Annotated in this window: 13 protein-coding genes; 8 read left to right on the top strand and 5 right to left on the bottom strand. The window is 72.1% G+C overall.

What is annotated here, in order from left to right; translation table 11 throughout:
- Positions 1 to 125: 125 nt before the first annotated feature.
- Positions 126 to 2,156: an alpha/beta hydrolase family protein gene (locus tag FPV26_RS07145; RefSeq protein ID WP_246109234.1), complete on the top strand. Its 2,031-nt coding sequence runs from the start codon at positions 126 to 128 to the stop codon at positions 2,154 to 2,156.
- Positions 2,157 to 2,225: 69 nt separating this feature from the next.
- Here the strand turns inward: FPV26_RS07145 and FPV26_RS07150 are convergent, their stop codons facing one another.
- Genes FPV26_RS07150 through FPV26_RS12630 form a run of 4 tightly spaced genes read right to left on the bottom strand, consistent with a single transcriptional unit; the run spans position 2,226 to position 5,912 of the window.
- Entirely contained in the window at positions 2,226 to 2,843 is a 618-nt protein-coding gene (locus FPV26_RS07150) for a TlpA family protein disulfide reductase (protein ID WP_147653134.1), read from the bottom strand.
- Complete coding sequence (locus FPV26_RS07155) at positions 2,840 to 5,137, bottom strand: protein-disulfide reductase DsbD family protein (protein WP_147653136.1); 2,298 nt, start codon at positions 5,135 to 5,137, stop codon at positions 2,840 to 2,842. The genes FPV26_RS07150 and FPV26_RS07155 overlap by 4 nt, the downstream gene beginning before the upstream one ends.
- An 11-nt stretch (positions 5,138 to 5,148) precedes the next feature.
- Entirely contained in the window at positions 5,149 to 5,472 is a 324-nt protein-coding gene (gene cutA, locus FPV26_RS07160) for a divalent-cation tolerance protein CutA (protein ID WP_147653138.1), read from the bottom strand.
- 2 nt (positions 5,473 to 5,474) lie between these two features.
- Positions 5,475 to 5,912, bottom strand: a complete 438-nt coding sequence (locus tag FPV26_RS12630) for a helix-turn-helix transcriptional regulator (protein ID WP_181952584.1) — start codon at positions 5,910 to 5,912, stop codon at positions 5,475 to 5,477.
- Between the two features lie 515 nt (positions 5,913 to 6,427).
- Here FPV26_RS12630 and groES point away from each other — a divergent pair.
- From groES to glnE, 3 genes are all read left to right on the top strand, one after another.
- On the top strand, positions 6,428 to 6,715 hold the full coding sequence (gene groES, locus FPV26_RS07170; RefSeq protein ID WP_147653142.1) for a co-chaperone GroES: 288 nt from the start codon (positions 6,428 to 6,430) through the stop codon (positions 6,713 to 6,715).
- 39 nt (positions 6,716 to 6,754) lie between these two features.
- Positions 6,755 to 8,389, top strand: coding sequence for a chaperonin GroEL (gene groL, locus FPV26_RS07175; RefSeq protein ID WP_147653144.1), 1,635 nt, complete (start codon positions 6,755 to 6,757; stop codon positions 8,387 to 8,389).
- A 356-nt stretch (positions 8,390 to 8,745) separates the two neighbouring features.
- On the top strand, positions 8,746 to 11,517 hold the full coding sequence (gene glnE / locus FPV26_RS07180) for a bifunctional [glutamate--ammonia ligase]-adenylyl-L-tyrosine phosphorylase/[glutamate--ammonia-ligase] adenylyltransferase (RefSeq protein WP_147653147.1): 2,772 nt from the start codon (positions 8,746 to 8,748) through the stop codon (positions 11,515 to 11,517).
- Here glnE and FPV26_RS07185 read toward each other — a convergent pair.
- Positions 11,514 to 12,482: a mitochondrial fission ELM1 family protein gene (locus tag FPV26_RS07185; RefSeq protein WP_147653149.1), complete on the bottom strand. Its 969-nt coding sequence runs from the start codon at positions 12,480 to 12,482 to the stop codon at positions 11,514 to 11,516. The genes glnE and FPV26_RS07185 overlap by 4 nt on opposite strands.
- A 90-nt stretch (positions 12,483 to 12,572) precedes the next feature.
- Here FPV26_RS07185 and FPV26_RS07190 point away from each other — a divergent pair, with 90 nt between their 5' ends.
- The 4 genes from FPV26_RS07190 to FPV26_RS07205 all read left to right on the top strand — a co-directional run bounded on the left by FPV26_RS07190 (position 12,573) and on the right by FPV26_RS07205 (position 14,783).
- A complete protein-coding gene (locus tag FPV26_RS07190) occupies positions 12,573 to 13,163 on the top strand; it encodes a malonic semialdehyde reductase (RefSeq protein WP_147653151.1) in 591 nt (196 codons plus the stop codon).
- 48 nt (positions 13,164 to 13,211) lie between these two features.
- A complete protein-coding gene (locus tag FPV26_RS07195; protein WP_147653153.1) occupies positions 13,212 to 13,805 on the top strand; it encodes a YceI family protein in 594 nt (197 codons plus the stop codon).
- A complete protein-coding gene (locus FPV26_RS07200) occupies positions 13,802 to 14,515 on the top strand; it encodes a pirin family protein (protein WP_147653155.1) in 714 nt (237 codons plus the stop codon). The genes FPV26_RS07195 and FPV26_RS07200 overlap by 4 nt, the downstream gene beginning before the upstream one ends.
- Before the next feature lie 64 nt (positions 14,516 to 14,579).
- Complete coding sequence (locus tag FPV26_RS07205) at positions 14,580 to 14,783, top strand: zinc-finger domain-containing protein (protein ID WP_147653157.1); 204 nt, start codon at positions 14,580 to 14,582, stop codon at positions 14,781 to 14,783.
- Positions 14,784 to 14,789 lie beyond the last annotated feature (6 nt).

The raw sequence follows: 14,789 nt of genomic DNA on the forward strand, positions 1-14,789 counted from the left end.
GGCCGGGGGAAACCCCGGCCGCATCCCTTTGGAGTCAGGGGGCAGCGTTGCCACGACGCGTGACGTGATCACGGACGGGCGCCGAGGCCGTTGGCCGCAAGTGAAGGATCCACTTCGGAGGAAACATGGCAATCAAGCACATGGCCGCGTGTGCAGCGCTTGCGCTGGCGATGGTTGGTGCGCCGCTTGACACGGCAGCCCGCAAGCCCATCCCCATTCAGGCGCTGTCCGAAATGCCGGCGATCCAGTCGGTTTCGATGAGCGCCGACGGCCGCAACATCGTCGCGGTGCTGGGCAAGCCTGGAACGGAGGAGTTCGAGACACTGCTGGCCAGCTGGGACCTGCAGAACCTCGACAAGGGGCCGACCATCACCGCATCGAACGAGCGGATGAAGTTCGTCACCGCTTACGGGCTGAAGTCTGGGCGGATCTTCGTGGTCGCCCGTCAGGAGTGGACCGGTGAGCTCGCGGGATGCGGCGAGGGCAAGACCAGCGGAGCCACCAAGACCTTCGTCTGGAAGGCCTATCTGACCGACACCGCCCACAAGGATTTCGCCGAGGCCTTCGCCGACAACACGCGCAAGCTCGGTGTCAGCGAGCAGACCCAGCGCTGTTTCGAGCTGGCGGGCACGGCGCGTCTGGTCCACGCCCTGCCGCTGGAGCCGCACAAGGTGGTCGTGGCGCAGATCGACCAACTGTCGTTCCAGGACCGTTATTACCTCTATGACCTGCGCAATGGCGAGATGCAGCTGCTGTTCCGTGCCTCCGCGCGCAAGGCGCCCGGCCTGTTCAACCCGCGCACCGGCGAACTACTGACCCAGAGCCAGCTCGAGCCGGTCGGGGGCGAGTTCGAGCAGCGCATCCTGATCCGCAACCCCGAATCCGGCGAATTCGAGGTGCACGAACCGCTGACCCGCAGGCTGAGCGAACGCTACACCTTGGAATTCGTGGGCCGGGACGAGGCCAGCGGCAAGTACTACGTGCTCACCGATCTGTTCTCGGACAAGATCCAGGCGCACATGTACGATCCGGTCGCGCGCAAGTTCGACGAGGAGCCGCTGCTGGCACATCCGGAATTCTCGATTTCGCGCCTGATCTTCGGCACGCACCCGGAGGACTTCAACCAGGTGCTGGGATTCACCGTCGCGGCGATGGTGCCGGAGACGGTCTGGGTGGATCCGGGCCTGAGCGCGATCCACGAGGGGCTGAAGCGGGCCTTCCCCGGCCAGACGGTCTCGATCCTGAGCATGGCACAGGGCCGGAAGCGGATCCTGTTCGCGACCGAGAGCCCGCGCCATCCCACCGCCTACCATCTGCTCGTGGAGGGCAATCGGGTGGTGAAGCTCGGCCAGGAGCGCAGCGGCATCGACCCGTCCGACATCGGCGAGCAGCGCTGGGTCACCTACAAGGCGCGCGACGGCATGGAGATCCCCGCGATCCTCGATCTGCCCGCGGGGTGGACCAAGGAGCACGGACCCGTGCCGGCCATCATCCATCCCCATGGCGGCCCGTGGGCGCGTGATTTCGGCGGCTGGGATACGACGGGTTGGGTGCCGTTCCTGACCTCGCGCGGCTATGCCGTGCTGCGCCCGCAGTACCGTGGATCCTCGGGGCTTGGCCGCAAGCTGTGGCTGGCTGGCGACGCCGAATGGGGCCAGAAGATGCAGGACGACAAGGATGATGGTGCGGCCTGGCTGGTGAAGGAGGGCATCGCCGATCCCAATCGCATCGCCATCTTCGGCTACTCCTACGGCGGTTTTGCCGCGGCCGCGGCCACCGTACGGCCGAACGGTCCGTACCGTTGTGCCATCTCCGGCGCCCCGGTGACCGATCTGGCCCGGCTCGGCGTGTCGTGGAGCGACAGCCGTGTGCAGCGCATCCTGCAAGGGCGCACCATCAAGGGCATGGATCCGATGCGGCACACGGACAAGGCCAGCATCCCGGTCCTGCTGTTCGTCGGTGACCGCGACGTGCGCACCCCGGCGTTCCATGCCCGGGATTTCTACGCCGCAGTCAAGGACAAGGTGCCAGCGAAGTTCGAGCTGATCCCCGACCTGCCACACAGCCTGCCGTGGTATCCGCGGCATCACAAGGCGATGTTGGGCTTGATCGAGCGCTTCCTCATGGAAGACTGCGGCTTCGATAAGGAGGGCTGAGCCTCGCCACTGCGGCAGAGGGTGGTTGCCAGTGCGGCCACCCTCTGCCGGGCGCGCGAGATGGCGAGTTCACTCGTCGGACTCTCCAGGCTTTCCGGCCCCGGCCCAGGACGCGATCTCGCCCTCGGCGAAGGGGCCGATCCGCTGCCTGAGCAGGCGGCCGTCGGCCGAGACTAGCACCGAATACGGCAGCACGCCCTTGCGGTTGCCCAGGCGCACGCCGGCGTCGGCCGGGCCGGGGGCATCGAGCAGGATCGGGTAGGAGACCGGCACCCGCTGCAGGAACGCGCGCACGGCCGCGGCCTCGTCGAGCGCGATCCCGACCACCTGCACCCCGTCCGTGCCCTGGCTGGCGGCGAAGCGCTGCAGCGCGGGCATCTCCTCGATGCAGGGGCCGCACCAGGAGGCCCAGACGTTGATCAGCAGCGGCCGGCCGGCGTAGGCCTGCGGCAGGGCGACGCTGCCCCCGTCGAGCGTGGGCAGGCGCAGCGCGGGCACGGGCTCGCCGCGGCGGGCGACGCGCACCCCGGCCGGCGGCTCCGGCGCCTGCGCGTCGAGCACCGCCTGCAGTGCGCGCTGCCCGGGCTCGGTGCGCCACAGCGGTCCGGGGCCGTGGACCAGGAGCCCCGTGGCCACCCCGAGCAGCCCGGCGCCGAACGCGACCAGCAGGACCGTGCGCGTCCTCATCGCGCCGCCGCTTCCAGTGCCTGCCGCACGCGCTGCGGGGTGAGCACGGTGGGCAGCACCACGCCCTCGCCGCCGCCGCGCGGATAGACCACGTACAGCGGCACGCCGACCGCCTTGTGCCGTTGCAGGAACGCGGTGATGGCCGGGTCCACGTCGGTCCAGTCGGCGACCATGTACACCGCGTCGGCCGCGGCCAGCGCCTCGCGGAACGCGGCGCTCTCGAACACCGCCTTCTCGTTCGCCTTGCAGGTCACGCACCAGTCGGCGGTGACGTTGACCAGCACCACCCGCCCGGCGGCGCGCAGGTCGGCCAGGCGCTGCTCGGAGAACGCGACCACGCCGGCGGCGGTCGTGGCCGGCGCGGCCGCCGCCGTTGGCCGCGGCAGGGCGTGGATCAGGCGCAGCGGCCACAGCATCGCCAGCAGCGCGAGCACCGCCAGAACCCCGGCCCAGCGCGCCGCGCGCATCCGCGCATGGGTGTAGGCCCAGGCCGCGAGCGCCAGCGTCACCGCCGCCAGCAGCCACAGCCCGACCGCGTCCGCGCCGCGCTGCCGCGCCAGCACCCACAACAGCCAGGCCGCGGTGAGGTAGAGCGGGAACGCGAGCAGTTGCTTGAGCGTCTCCATCCACGCCCCCGGCCGCGGCAGCAGGCGCGCCAGCGCGGGCACGAAGCCGATCAGCAGGAACGGCAGCGCCAGCCCCAGGCCGAGCGCGACGAACACCGCCAGCGCGATGGCGGCCGGGGCGGTGAAGGCCCAGGCCAGGGCCGCGCCCATGAACGGCGCGGTGCAGGGCGTGGCCACGATCACCGCCAGCACGCCGGTGAAGAAATCGCCGAGCGGGCCGCTGCGGCGGGCCAGCCCCTGGCCGAGGCCGGTCCAGGCCCCGCCGAAATGCCACACGCCCGACAGGCTCAGGCCGAGCGCGAACATCAGCAGCCCGAGCGCGGCCACCACCAGCGGCTGCTGCAGCTGGAAGCCCCAGCCGAGCGCGATCCCGGCCTCGCGCAGCGCCAGCGCCAGCGCGCCGAGCGCGGTGAAGCTGACCAGCACGCCGGCGGTGTACCAGAGCGCATGCCGGCGCGCGCGCTGCGTGCTTTCGCCGCTGGCCACCAGTGACAGCGCCTTGAGCGAGAGCACCGGCAGCACGCAGGGCATCAGGTTGAGGATCAGGCCGCCGAGCAGGGCGAGCAGCAGCGCCAGCGGCAGGGAGAGGTTGGCGCCGCGCGGCGCGGCGGACGGCAGCGCCGGTGACGCCGACGGGGGCGCGCCTGCGGCCACTGCGTCGGCGTCGGGGGCGGTTGCGGTTGGCGCGGGTGCCGGCGCGGCGGTGTCCGCGCCCGCCGCCGACGGCGCCGCGGCCGGCGCCACCGGCGTGACCGTGCCCGCCGGCAGCGACAGCGCCAGCGTGCGAGTCATCGGTGGATAGCAGATGCCCTGGTCCTGGCAGCCCTGGAAGCCGACCACCAGTTGCGCCTCGGCCGCGCGCGGGTGTTCGCGGTGCACGGGCAATGCGATCTCGACCTGGTCGAAGTACACCGTGACCTGGCCGAAGTGCTCGTCGCGGTACGGCGTGCCGCGCGGCAGTTGCGCCGGCGGCGGCAGCGCCACGTGCAGCCCCGGCGCGCCCTCGAGCCGGACCGAGGTCTTGTCGCGGTACAGGTAATAGCCGCGCGCCGGCGTCATCCGCAGCAGCACGGTGTTGCCGTCGCCGGCGATCGCCTCGACCCGGAACGCCTGTTCCGGCGGCAGCGGCAGGGCCTGCGCCTGGCCGTCAGGGGCAGTGCCGAGCAGGGGCGCGCTGCTGCCGCCCAGACTGCGCCCCAGCGCCGCCAGGCCGTGCTCGCCCGCTGCCGGGTCATCGGCTGCCGGCAACCGCACCTCCAGCGTCCGCCGCTGCGGCGGATAGCAGATGCCGATGTCGGCGCAGCCCTGGTACTTCACCTGCAAGGTCACGCGGTCGCCGCTGGCGCGGCCGGTGAGCACGCCGGCGACGCGGCCGCGGTAGGTTTCCACGTCGCCGAAGAACGGGTCGCGCTTGCGGGTGCCTGGCGGCAGGGCGAAGTCCTCGCGCACGAAGCCGCCCTGCGGCAGCGCGTCCATCCGGTGCCGGTAGAGGTAGTAGCCCTCGGCGATGGTCCAGGTCAGGACGATGCGCTCGCGGCTCTCGGCCCGGGCCTGGAGCACGAAGGCCTGGTCCACGGGCAGCAGGTCGCGCTCGTCCACCGCGCGGACGGGCAGGGCGGCGAGCAGCAGGGCGAAGGCCGCGAGGACGCGGCGCAGGGCATGGGGCATCGCAGGCTCTCTCAGCGGGGCTCGCGGGTCTGTTCGACGACCCACGCCAGGTAGTCCGGCAGGCCGCCGGCGGCTTCGACCGCGACCAGTTCCGGCAGCTCATAAGGATGCAGCGCGCGCAGCCGCGCCGTCAGTGCCGGAAGTCGCTCGGTGGTGGTCTTGATCAGCAGCAGCACCTCCTCGGCCTGCTCCACCGCCCCCTGCCAGCGGTACACCGAGCGCAGTCCCGGCAGGCGGTTGACGCAGGCGGCCAGGCGCTCCTCGACCAGGGCCAGGGCCAGGGCGTCGGCGCTGGCCGCGTCGGGGCAGGTGCAATAACAGATCAGCACGGACATGCTCAGCTCCCCTCGTGGGTGGCCGTGCGCGGCGCATGCGCACGCGCGCCGGGTTCGCGCGGCGGCCGCCCGGTGCGCAGCGCGGCCAGTTGTTCGACGATCTCCACCAGCGCGATCCGCGCCGGCGGCGGCGCGTCGCGGAACGCCCGCACCAGCCGCATCTCCAGGCTGTCCTCGACCAGCAGCGCCTCGGCCGCGGCCACCGAATCCAGGGCCACGTCCTCGCTCAGCGCCATCCGCCCGCGGCCGGTGGCGAGCCACTCGAACTGGATCCCGGTGACCTCGGCGATCCGGCGCAGGTGGGCCATGCTCGGGTTGCGCCCGTCGCGGGCCTCCCAGTGGCTGACCGCGCTGCGCTGCACGCCGACCTCGCGCGCCAGCTGGGTCTGCGACAGGCCGGCGTGGCGGCGGGCCAGGCGGATGCGCGCTTGCGGGCTCATGGCGGTTTCCCGGGCGGACAAGGCGATGGACGGGCGAAGGATATCCCATGTCACCTCGCGAGCAACATTCAACCAGGTCTGTCTACAAATAGTATCGTGACGGGCGATGATTTCAGGGTTTTTGCCCGAAATTGGGAGGTTTGTTGACCAAAAGTCACCAAGAGGCCCCCTTCCCCCCGTCCGCCCGCTTCGGTATCCATACGTCCTCGCCACACGGATGTATTCGAGGCGTCGCCGACAGGGATGTCGGCGATCTTTTCGCCTCGCAGGCATCGCCCCCACTGGCGATGCCGGTCGGCCGCGGCGGGCTGCGGCGGACCGCGACCCCGGGCTTCCCCCGCCCGCGTACGGTCCGCGCCGCCCGCCCTCTTGAAAGCCGGGGAACACACCCCATCTCCCGCCCGGTCCCGGTGAATGGCCGGGCTTTTTTCGTCGGCCGCTTTTGGCAGTCGCGCATGGCGACTGCTAAAATCGCCGGAATTTTCCAAACCAATCAACCACTTGCGAGGGTTGTAATGAACATCAAGCCGCTCTACGACCGCGTGGTCATCAAGCGCATGGAAGAAGAAAAGGTGTCCGCCGGCGGCATCGTGATCCCGGACACGGCGACCGAGAAGCCGATCAAGGGCGAGGTCATCGCCGTCGGCGAGGGCAAGGTGCTCGACAACGGCAGCCTGCGCGCGCCAAAGGTCAAGACGGGCGACAAGGTGCTGTTCGGCAAGTACAGCGGCACCGAGGTCAAGCTCGACGGCGTCGAGTACCTGGTGGTGAAGGAAGACGACATCCTCGCGGTCCTGAACTGACCGCTCCGCATTCGAGAACAACCTTCGAGGTAACAAGCAATGGCTGCCAAGGAAATCCGTTTCGGTGAGGACGCGCGCGTTCGCATGCTGCGCGGCGTCAACATCCTCGCCAATGCCGTCAAGGCCACCCTCGGCCCGAAGGGCCGCAACGTCGTGCTCGAGAAGAGCTTCGGCGCCCCGACGATCACCAAGGACGGCGTGTCCGTCGCCAAGGAGATCGAGCTGGCCGACAAGTTCGAGAACATGGGCGCGCAGATGGTGAAGGAGGTCGCTTCCAAGACCTCCGACAATGCCGGCGACGGCACCACCACCGCGACCGTGCTCGCCCAGGCGATGATCCGCGAGGGCATGAAGGCGGTTGCCGCCGGCTTCAACCCGATGGACCTCAAGCGCGGCATTGACAAGGCCGTGCACGCCGCGGTCGAGGAGCTCAAGAAGCTCAGCAAGCCGACCGCCGACGACAAGGCCATCGCCCAGGTCGGCACCATCTCCGCCAACTCCGACGAGTCCATCGGCAACATCATCGCCGAGGCGATGAAGAAGGTCGGCAAGGAAGGCGTGATCACGGTCGAGGAGGGCTCGGGCCTGGAGAACGAGCTCGACGTGGTCGAGGGCATGCAGTTCGACCGCGGCTACCTCTCGCCGTACTTCATCAACAACCAGCAGAGCATGCAGTGCGAGCTGGAGGATCCGTTCATCCTCCTGCACGACAAGAAGATCTCGTCGGTGCGCGACCTGCTGCCGGTGCTCGAGGGGGTGGCCAAGGCCGGCAAGCCGCTGCTGATCGTGGCCGAGGAAGTCGAGGGCGAGGCCCTGGCGACCCTGGTGGTCAACACCATCCGCGGCATCGTCAAGGTGTGCGCGGTGAAGGCCCCGGGCTTCGGCGACCGCCGCAAGGCGATGCTGGAGGACATGGCGATCCTCACCGGCGGCACCGTGATCTCCGAGGAGGTCGGCCTGCAGCTCGAGAAGGCCACGATCAAGGACCTCGGCCGCGCCCGCAAGGTGGTGGTCAGCAAGGAGAACACCACGATCATCGACGGCGCCGGCGAGGCCGGTGCGATCGAGGCCCGGATCAAGCAGATCAAGGCCCAGATCGAGGAGACCACCTCCGACTACGACCGCGAGAAGCTGCAGGAGCGCGTGGCCAAGCTGGCCGGCGGCGTGGCGGTGATCAAGGTCGGCGCCGCGACCGAGGTCGAGATGAAGGAGAAGAAGGCCCGCGTCGAGGACGCGCTGCACGCGACCCGCGCCGCGGTCGAGGAAGGCGTGGTGCCGGGCGGCGGCGTGGCCCTGCTGCGCGCGCGCGCCGCGATCGCCGAGCTCAAGGGCGTCAACGAGGACCAGAACCACGGCATCGCCATCGCCCTGCGCGCGATGGAGGCCCCGCTGCGCGAGATCGTCGCCAACGCGGGCGAGGAGCCGTCGGTGATCGTCAACAAGGTCAAGGAAGGCACCGGCGCGTTCGGCTACAACGCCGCCACCGGCGAGTTCGGCGACATGATCGCGATGGGCATCCTGGACCCCACCAAGGTGACCCGCACCGCGCTGCAGAACGCCGCCTCGATCGCCGGCCTGATGATCACCACCGAGGCGATGGTCGCCGAGGCGCCGAAGAAGGACGAGAAGGCCGCCGCCCCGGGCATGGGCGGCATGGGCGACATGGACTTCTGATCCGGGCCCTCGCAGGGGTTGCCCGCCTGCGTTCCCTCCCCCGCCTCCGCGGGGGAGGGCCAGGCTGGGAGCCAATCCCGCGCAACACCTCAGGAGCCCCGCAGCGATGCGGGGCTCTTGCGTTTCCGGCGTCGGCATCTTGGCCGATCTTTCTGTACCACCCGGTTCTTTTTTGCAGTGCAGCGTGCACTTTCGATAACGATTCCTTCACGATGGCTCCGCATCCCGACGTGGGGGAGGGAGCAGGCCCGCTACCGGTTCGACCGGGGCGGGCTTTTTATTCGCCGGCACGATGCTGCGCTGACGCATCGTGCGGCCGCTTCAGCCCGCCCCGCGCCGCCTGCGATGATGCGGCGATGGACCTGCCGCTGCCCGATCCGGTCGAACGTGCGCTCGCGCGCCTGCGCGCGCTGCCGGAGGCGGCGGCGCTGTTCGACGATCCTGCGCACGCGGTCACGCTGCGGCGGCTGGCGCTGGCCAGCGAGTTCGCGCTGGAGACGCTGCTGCGGCAGCCGGGACTGTGCGCGCTGCTGGCAGCGGACGCGGAGGTGCCGCCGCCGGCATTGACGCCGGAGCGGCGCGAGGCGTGGCCGGCCTTGCTGCGCCGCTACCGCGCGGCCGCCTCCACCCGGCTGGTCTGGCGCGACGTGGCCGGGCGCGACGACGTGGACGCGACCCTGGCCGGCAGCACCGCGCTGGCCGAGACCTGCCTGCGCCTGGCGCTGGAGGCGCTCGAGGCCGAGTTCGCGCAGCGCCACGGCGTGGTCCGCGCGCGCGATGGCGGCGTGCAGCGGCTGGTGGTGTTCGGGCTGGGCAAGCTCGGCGGCGGCGAGCTCAACTTCTCCTCCGACGTGGACCTGGTGTACGCCTACGCCGAGGACGGTGAGAGCGACGGCGCCCGCCCGCTCGCGGCCGAGGACTGGTTCGCGCGCCTCGGCCGGCAACTGGCGAAACTGCTCGACGACGTCACCGCCGACGGCTTCTGCCACCGCGTGGACCTGCGCCTGCGCCCGCACGGCAACGCCGGCCGGCTGGCGTGGTCGTTCGCGGCGATGGAGGGCTATTTCCAGCGTGAGGGCCGCGACTGGGAACGCTACGCCTGGCAGAAGGCGCGGCCGGTGGCCGGCGACCTCGAGGCGGGCGAGCGCTTCCTGCACACGCTGCGGCCGTTCGTGTACCGGCGCTACCTCGACTACGGCGCGCTCGACGGGCTGCGCGCGATGAAGGCGGCGATCGCGGCCGAGGTCGCGCGCAAGGAGCTGGCCGACGACATCAAGCGCGGCCCGGGCGGGATCCGCGAGATCGAGTTCCTGGTGCAGGCGCTGCAACTGATCCGCGGCGGCCGCGAGCGCGCGCTGCGCGAACGCCGGCTGCTGCCGGCGCTGGCGGCGCTGGTCGAGGCCGGACACGTGGCGCCGGAGGCGGGGGAGGCGCTGGCGGCGGCGTACCGCTTCCTGCGCCGGCTCGAGAACCGGCTGCAGATGCTGCGCGATGCGCAGACTCACGCGCTGCCGGCCGATCCCGTGGATCGGCTGCGTCTCGCGCGCGGACTGGGTTATGCCGACTGGGAAGCGCTGGTGCAAGCCCTCGACACGCACCGCGCGCGGGTGTCGGCCGAGTTCGAACAACTGCTGGCACGGCGCGGCGCGGCGCGCGACGAGCGCGGCCTGGCCGGCTACTGGCGCGCGCTGCCCGAGGCCGGCGACGCGCAGGCCCTGGCCGAGGCCGGCTTCGATGCGGTGGAGGAGCTCGATGCCAGCCTGCGCGACTTCGCCCGTGCCCCGGGCGTGCGCGCGCTGAGCGATGCCACGCGCGCCCGGCTCGACCGCGTGCTGCCGGCGCTGCTCGCCGCCGCCGCGCGTTCGGCGCAGCCGGACGCGGCGCTGCGCCGGCTGCTGCCGCTGCTGCACACGCTGCTGCGCCGGGCCAGCTACCTGGCCCTGCTCGACGAGCAGCCCGGCGCGCTGGCGCGGCTGGTGGACGTGCTCGCCGGCAGCGCCCTGCTCGCCGAACGCATCGCCGCGCACCCGCTGCTGCTGGACGAACTGCTCGACCGGCGCGTGGCCGGGCCGCTGCCCGACCGTGCCGCGCTGGCGGTGGAGTGCCGGCAGGCGCTGCAGGAGGACGATGCCGAGGCGGCGCTGCAGGCGCTGAACGAGGCGCGGCAGGCGCTGAGCTTCCGCATCGCCGTGGCCACGCTGGATGCGCGGCAGAGCGCGCAGGACAGCGCGCGCCAGCTGGCGTGGCTGGCCGACGCGGTGGTCGGGGGCGTGCTCGCGCTGGCCTGGCGCGAGCTGCGCCAGGCGCACGGCGAGGTGCCGGGCGCGCGCTTCGCCGTGCTCGGCTACGGCAGCCTCGGCGGCGAGGAGCTGGGCTTCGGCTCCGATCTCGACTTGGTGTTCCTGTACGACGCCCCGGCCGAGGCGGTGTCCGACGGCGCGCGTGCGCTGGATGCGCCGCGCTGGTTCGCGCGCCTGGCGCAGAAGATCGTGGCCCTGCTCGGCACCAGCACCGGCGCCGGCCGGCTTTACGACGTGGACGTGCGCCTGCGCCCGGACGGGGCCAAGGGCCTGCTGGTGTCCACCCTGGGCAGCTTCGCCGACTACCAGCGCGAGCGCGCCTGGACCTGGGAGCACCAGGCGCTGGTGCGCGCGCGCGCCGTGGCCGGCGAGGCCACGCTGTGCGCCGATTTCGCCCGGGTGCGCACCGAGACCCTGGCGCGGCCGCGCGATCCGGACAAGCTGCGTGCGGACGTGGCCGCGATGCGCGCGCGCATGCGCGCCGAGCTCGACCGCTCCGACGCCGCCCGCTTCGATCTCAAGCAGGGCGCGGGCGGGCTGGTGGACCTGGAATTCCTGCTGCAGTTCCTGGTCCTGCGCGAGGGCGCGCGGCACCCGACGCTGCTCGCGCCGCACGACACCCCGGGCCTGCTGCGTGCGGCGCGCACGGCCGGCGTGCTCGCGCCCGGCGTCGCCGCGGATCTGCTCGCCGCGCACGCGGCGCTGCTCGAGGCCGGCCTGCGCTGCACCCTCGACCGGCGGCCGCGGCTGGTGCCGTACACGCCGCAGATCGAGGCCGCGCGCGCCGCGATCGCGGCGGCGTTCCGGGCGATGGGGCTGGGCGACTAGGCCGGCAGCCCCAGCCGTGCCCGCACTTCGGCCGCGATCCGCGCGGTCTCGCGCAGCGGCTGCACCGGGAAGGCCTCGAGCGAGCCCGCGAATGGCCGGACCCGTCCGAGCGCGCCGAGCTGGGCGTGGAAGCGCGGCAGCCGCCGCCCGCGGACGCATGCGGCCGCCAGCAGGTACACCGGTGCCTGCGTGGCGCAGGCCTCGCTGAGCATGTTGACCGAATCGGGCGTGGCGACGATGCGGTCGGCGAAGGCGAGCATCCCGGGATAGGGGTTGTCCGTGCCGCCATCGCCGAACCAGCGCACGCCGGGAATGCCGGCAAGGCGGTGGCGCAGCGCCGTGGCCCACGACTCCGGGGTGCGGCGCGAGGTGGTGGCGAGCAGGCTGCCGCCCTCGGCGCGCAGCACGGCCTCGAGCGCGGCCAGCGCGGCCTCGAACCCGGATGCGTCCAGCGGCGCGTGCCGCGAGGGTCCGCCGACCAGCAGGGTGATGCGCGGCGACGGCAGTTGCGCCAGGACATCGAAATCGGCCCGCGCCTGCGCCAGCCAGGCCTCGTCCACCGGATGCAGGCTGCCGACCAGGGTCAGCACGTTGTCGCCGCGCAGCGCGTCGTGCTCGGGCACGACCACGAGGTTCCAGGCGCGCGGATCCAGGCGTGGATCGAGGATCTGCACCCCCCGGCCGCCGTGCGCGCGCAGCAGGCGGGTGGCGAGCGCGGCCTGGCGGCCGCAGCCGATCGCCAGCGCCGGCGGTGCGGCCAGCCACGGGGCCAGCGCCGGGTCGAAGCCGCGCGCCGCCAGCGGCAGGGCCCGCGGCGCCGCCCAGCGCCAGGGCGCGCGCGGGCGCAGGACCAGCTCGCCCGGCGCCGGATCCAGTGCCCGGCCCAGCGCCAGGGCCTGGCGTGCGTTGCCGGCGCGCCCGTCGTGGACGCACAACGTGACCGGTTCGGCGGCGGAGCGTTGCATGCGTGGCACCCAACGTTGCGGCGCGTTGGCGGCCGCATGACGCGCGACACTCTACACTGCGCGTCCCCGCACTCCCCGATGGAACGCCGCATGAAGGATGTCCTGCCCGCCCCCGCGCTCGACCAGCTGTTCCGGCAGGCGCGCACCTACAACGCCTTTTCCGGCGACGTGAGCGACGAGACCCTGCACGCGCTGTACGACCTGCTGAAGTGGGGGCCGACCGCGGCCAACAGCTGCCCGGCCCGGTTCGTGTTCGTCAAGTCGAAGGAGGCCAAGGCCAGGCTCGGCCCCGCCCTCGACGAGGGCAACTACGCCAAGACCATGGCCGCGCCGTGCACGGTGATCGTGGCCTACGACATGGCGTTCTACGACAAGCTGCCGGTGCTGTTCCCGCACACCGACGCCCGCGCCTGGTTCGACACCAAGCCCGAGGACGCGCTCGAGCGCATCTGCCTGCGCAACGGCAGCCTGCAGGGCGCCTACCTGATCCTGGCCGCGCGCGCGCTCGGCCTGGATTGCGGGCCGATGTCCGGTTTCGACAACGCCAAGGTGGACGCGGCGTTCTTCGCCGGCACCACCTGGCGCTCCAATTTCCTGGTCAACCTCGGCCGCGGCGAGCCGTCCTCGATCTTCCCGCGTTCGCCGCGGCTGCCATTCGACGAGGCCTGCCGCATCGAATAGCCCCGCGGCCACGTATCTGTTGCACCCCCCTTCCGGAGACCCTCCCCCATGATCCGTTCCCGCCTGCTGCCGCCCGTACTCGGCCTGCTGCTCGCATTCGGCACCGCGCATGCCGCGCCGGTGCAGTACAAGCTCGATCCGAACCACACCATCGTCCTGGCGCAGTGGAGCCATTTCGGCTTCTCCCACCCGGTGGCCAACTTCGGCCAGGTGGACGGCACCCTGGTGTACGACGCCGACGACGTCCCGGCCTCGAGCGTGCAGGTCACGCTGCCGCTGGCGGGCCTGCAGGCCTTCGTGCCCGATTTCAACGAGCACCTGCTCAGCGCCGATTTCTTCGATGCCGAGAAGCATCCCAATGCCACCTTCCGCAGCACCAAGGTCGAAGCGCTTGGCGAGGGCCGGTTCAAGATCACCGGCGAGCTGACCATCAAGGGCATCACCCGCCCGGTGGTGCTGGACGCGAAGCTCAACAAGGTCGGCGAGCGCCAGGGTCGCCCGGCGATCGGCTTCGACGCCACCGCCACGCTCAAGCGCAGCGAGTTCGGCCTCGGCCTGTACGTGCCCAACGTCAGCGACGAGGTGAAGCTGACGATCAGCACCGAGGCCACGGTGCCGAAGCCGGAGCCGGCCAGGCCGTGATCGTCGAACGGCGCTCGGAGGCGCGCGGCCGCGGCGGCGCGGGCTGGCTCGACAGCCGGCACACGTTCTCGTTCGCGCACTACTACGACCCGCAGTGGATGGGGTTCTCGGCCCTGCGCGTGCTCAACGAGGACCAGGTCGCGCCGGGCGCCGGCTTCGCCCCGCACCGCCACGCCAACATGGAGATCGTGAGCTACGTGCTGTCCGGCGCGCTCGCGCACCGCGACAGCCAGGGCGGCGAGGGCGTGCTGCGTGCGGGCGAGCTGCAGTGGATGAGCGCCGGCCACGGCATCGAGCACGGCGAGTACAACGCCTCCGACCGCGAGCCGGTGCATTTCCTGCAGATCTGGATCCAGCCCGACCGGCTCAACGCGCGTCCGGCCTATGCGCAGCGCGCGTTCGATCCGGTGGCGCGGCGCGGACGCTGGGCGACCCTGGTCGCGCCCGACGGCGCCGACGGCGCGCTGCCGATCCGGCAGCAGGCCTGGCTGCACGGCGTGCGGCTCGGCGCCGGCGAGCAGGTCGGGTTTACGCTCGATCCCGAGCGAGCCTACTGGCTGCACCTGGCGCAAGGCGAGGCCGAGGTCGCGGGCCGGTCGCTGCACGCCGGCGATGCGCTCGGCCTGGCCGGCGAGCAGGGCCGGCTGGTCCTCGCCGGCCGGGGCGCGGGGCTGGCCGACGTGCTGCTGTTCGAACTGCCGCCGCTCTGAGCGGGCCGCGGGGGCGCGAGCGGCGCTGCTACACTTGCGGCCCCCGCATTCCCAGCCCGCGCCCATGGCCGACCCGACCCCGACCGCCGCCGCGCCCGCCAACGCCCAGCAGCGCTACGAGGTGCGCCGCGCCGACCTGCCGCTGAGCTGCCCGCTGCCGTCCATGGCGCTGTGGAATTCGCATCCGCGCGTGTACCTGCCGATCGAGGCCGAGGGCGGCCAGGCCAAGTGCCCTTACTGCGGCGCCCAGTACGTGCTGGTGGACTGAGTACCG

The sequence above is a fragment of the Vulcaniibacterium gelatinicum genome (assembly GCF_008033445.1).
GTDB lineage: Bacteria > Pseudomonadota > Gammaproteobacteria > Xanthomonadales > Xanthomonadaceae > Vulcaniibacterium_B > Vulcaniibacterium_B gelatinicum.

Excerpts from the sequence above, each read along its gene's own strand:
- glnE (WP_147653147.1), top strand. The coding sequence starts at position 8,746 with ATGGACCTGCCGCTGCCCGATCCGGTCGAACGTGCGCTCGCGCGCCTG.
- FPV26_RS07190 (WP_147653151.1), top strand. The coding sequence starts at position 12,573 with ATGAAGGATGTCCTGCCCGCCCCCGCGCTCGACCAGCTGTTCCGGCAG.
- cutA (WP_147653138.1), bottom strand. The coding sequence starts at position 5,472 with ATGTCCGTGCTGATCTGTTATTGCACCTGCCCCGACGCGGCCAGCGCC.
- groES (WP_147653142.1), top strand. The coding sequence starts at position 6,428 with ATGAACATCAAGCCGCTCTACGACCGCGTGGTCATCAAGCGCATGGAA.
- FPV26_RS07155 (WP_147653136.1), bottom strand. The coding sequence starts at position 5,137 with ATGCCCCATGCCCTGCGCCGCGTCCTCGCGGCCTTCGCCCTGCTGCTC.
- groL (WP_147653144.1), top strand. The coding sequence starts at position 6,755 with ATGGCTGCCAAGGAAATCCGTTTCGGTGAGGACGCGCGCGTTCGCATG.
- FPV26_RS07145 (WP_246109234.1), top strand. The coding sequence starts at position 126 with ATGGCAATCAAGCACATGGCCGCGTGTGCAGCGCTTGCGCTGGCGATG.
- FPV26_RS07205 (WP_147653157.1), top strand. The coding sequence starts at position 14,580 with ATGGCCGACCCGACCCCGACCGCCGCCGCGCCCGCCAACGCCCAGCAG.
- FPV26_RS07150 (WP_147653134.1), bottom strand. The coding sequence starts at position 2,843 with ATGAGGACGCGCACGGTCCTGCTGGTCGCGTTCGGCGCCGGGCTGCTC.
- FPV26_RS07195 (WP_147653153.1), top strand. The coding sequence starts at position 13,212 with ATGATCCGTTCCCGCCTGCTGCCGCCCGTACTCGGCCTGCTGCTCGCA.
- FPV26_RS07185 (WP_147653149.1), bottom strand. The coding sequence starts at position 12,482 with ATGCAACGCTCCGCCGCCGAACCGGTCACGTTGTGCGTCCACGACGGG.
- FPV26_RS12630 (WP_181952584.1), bottom strand. The coding sequence starts at position 5,912 with ATGAGCCCGCAAGCGCGCATCCGCCTGGCCCGCCGCCACGCCGGCCTG.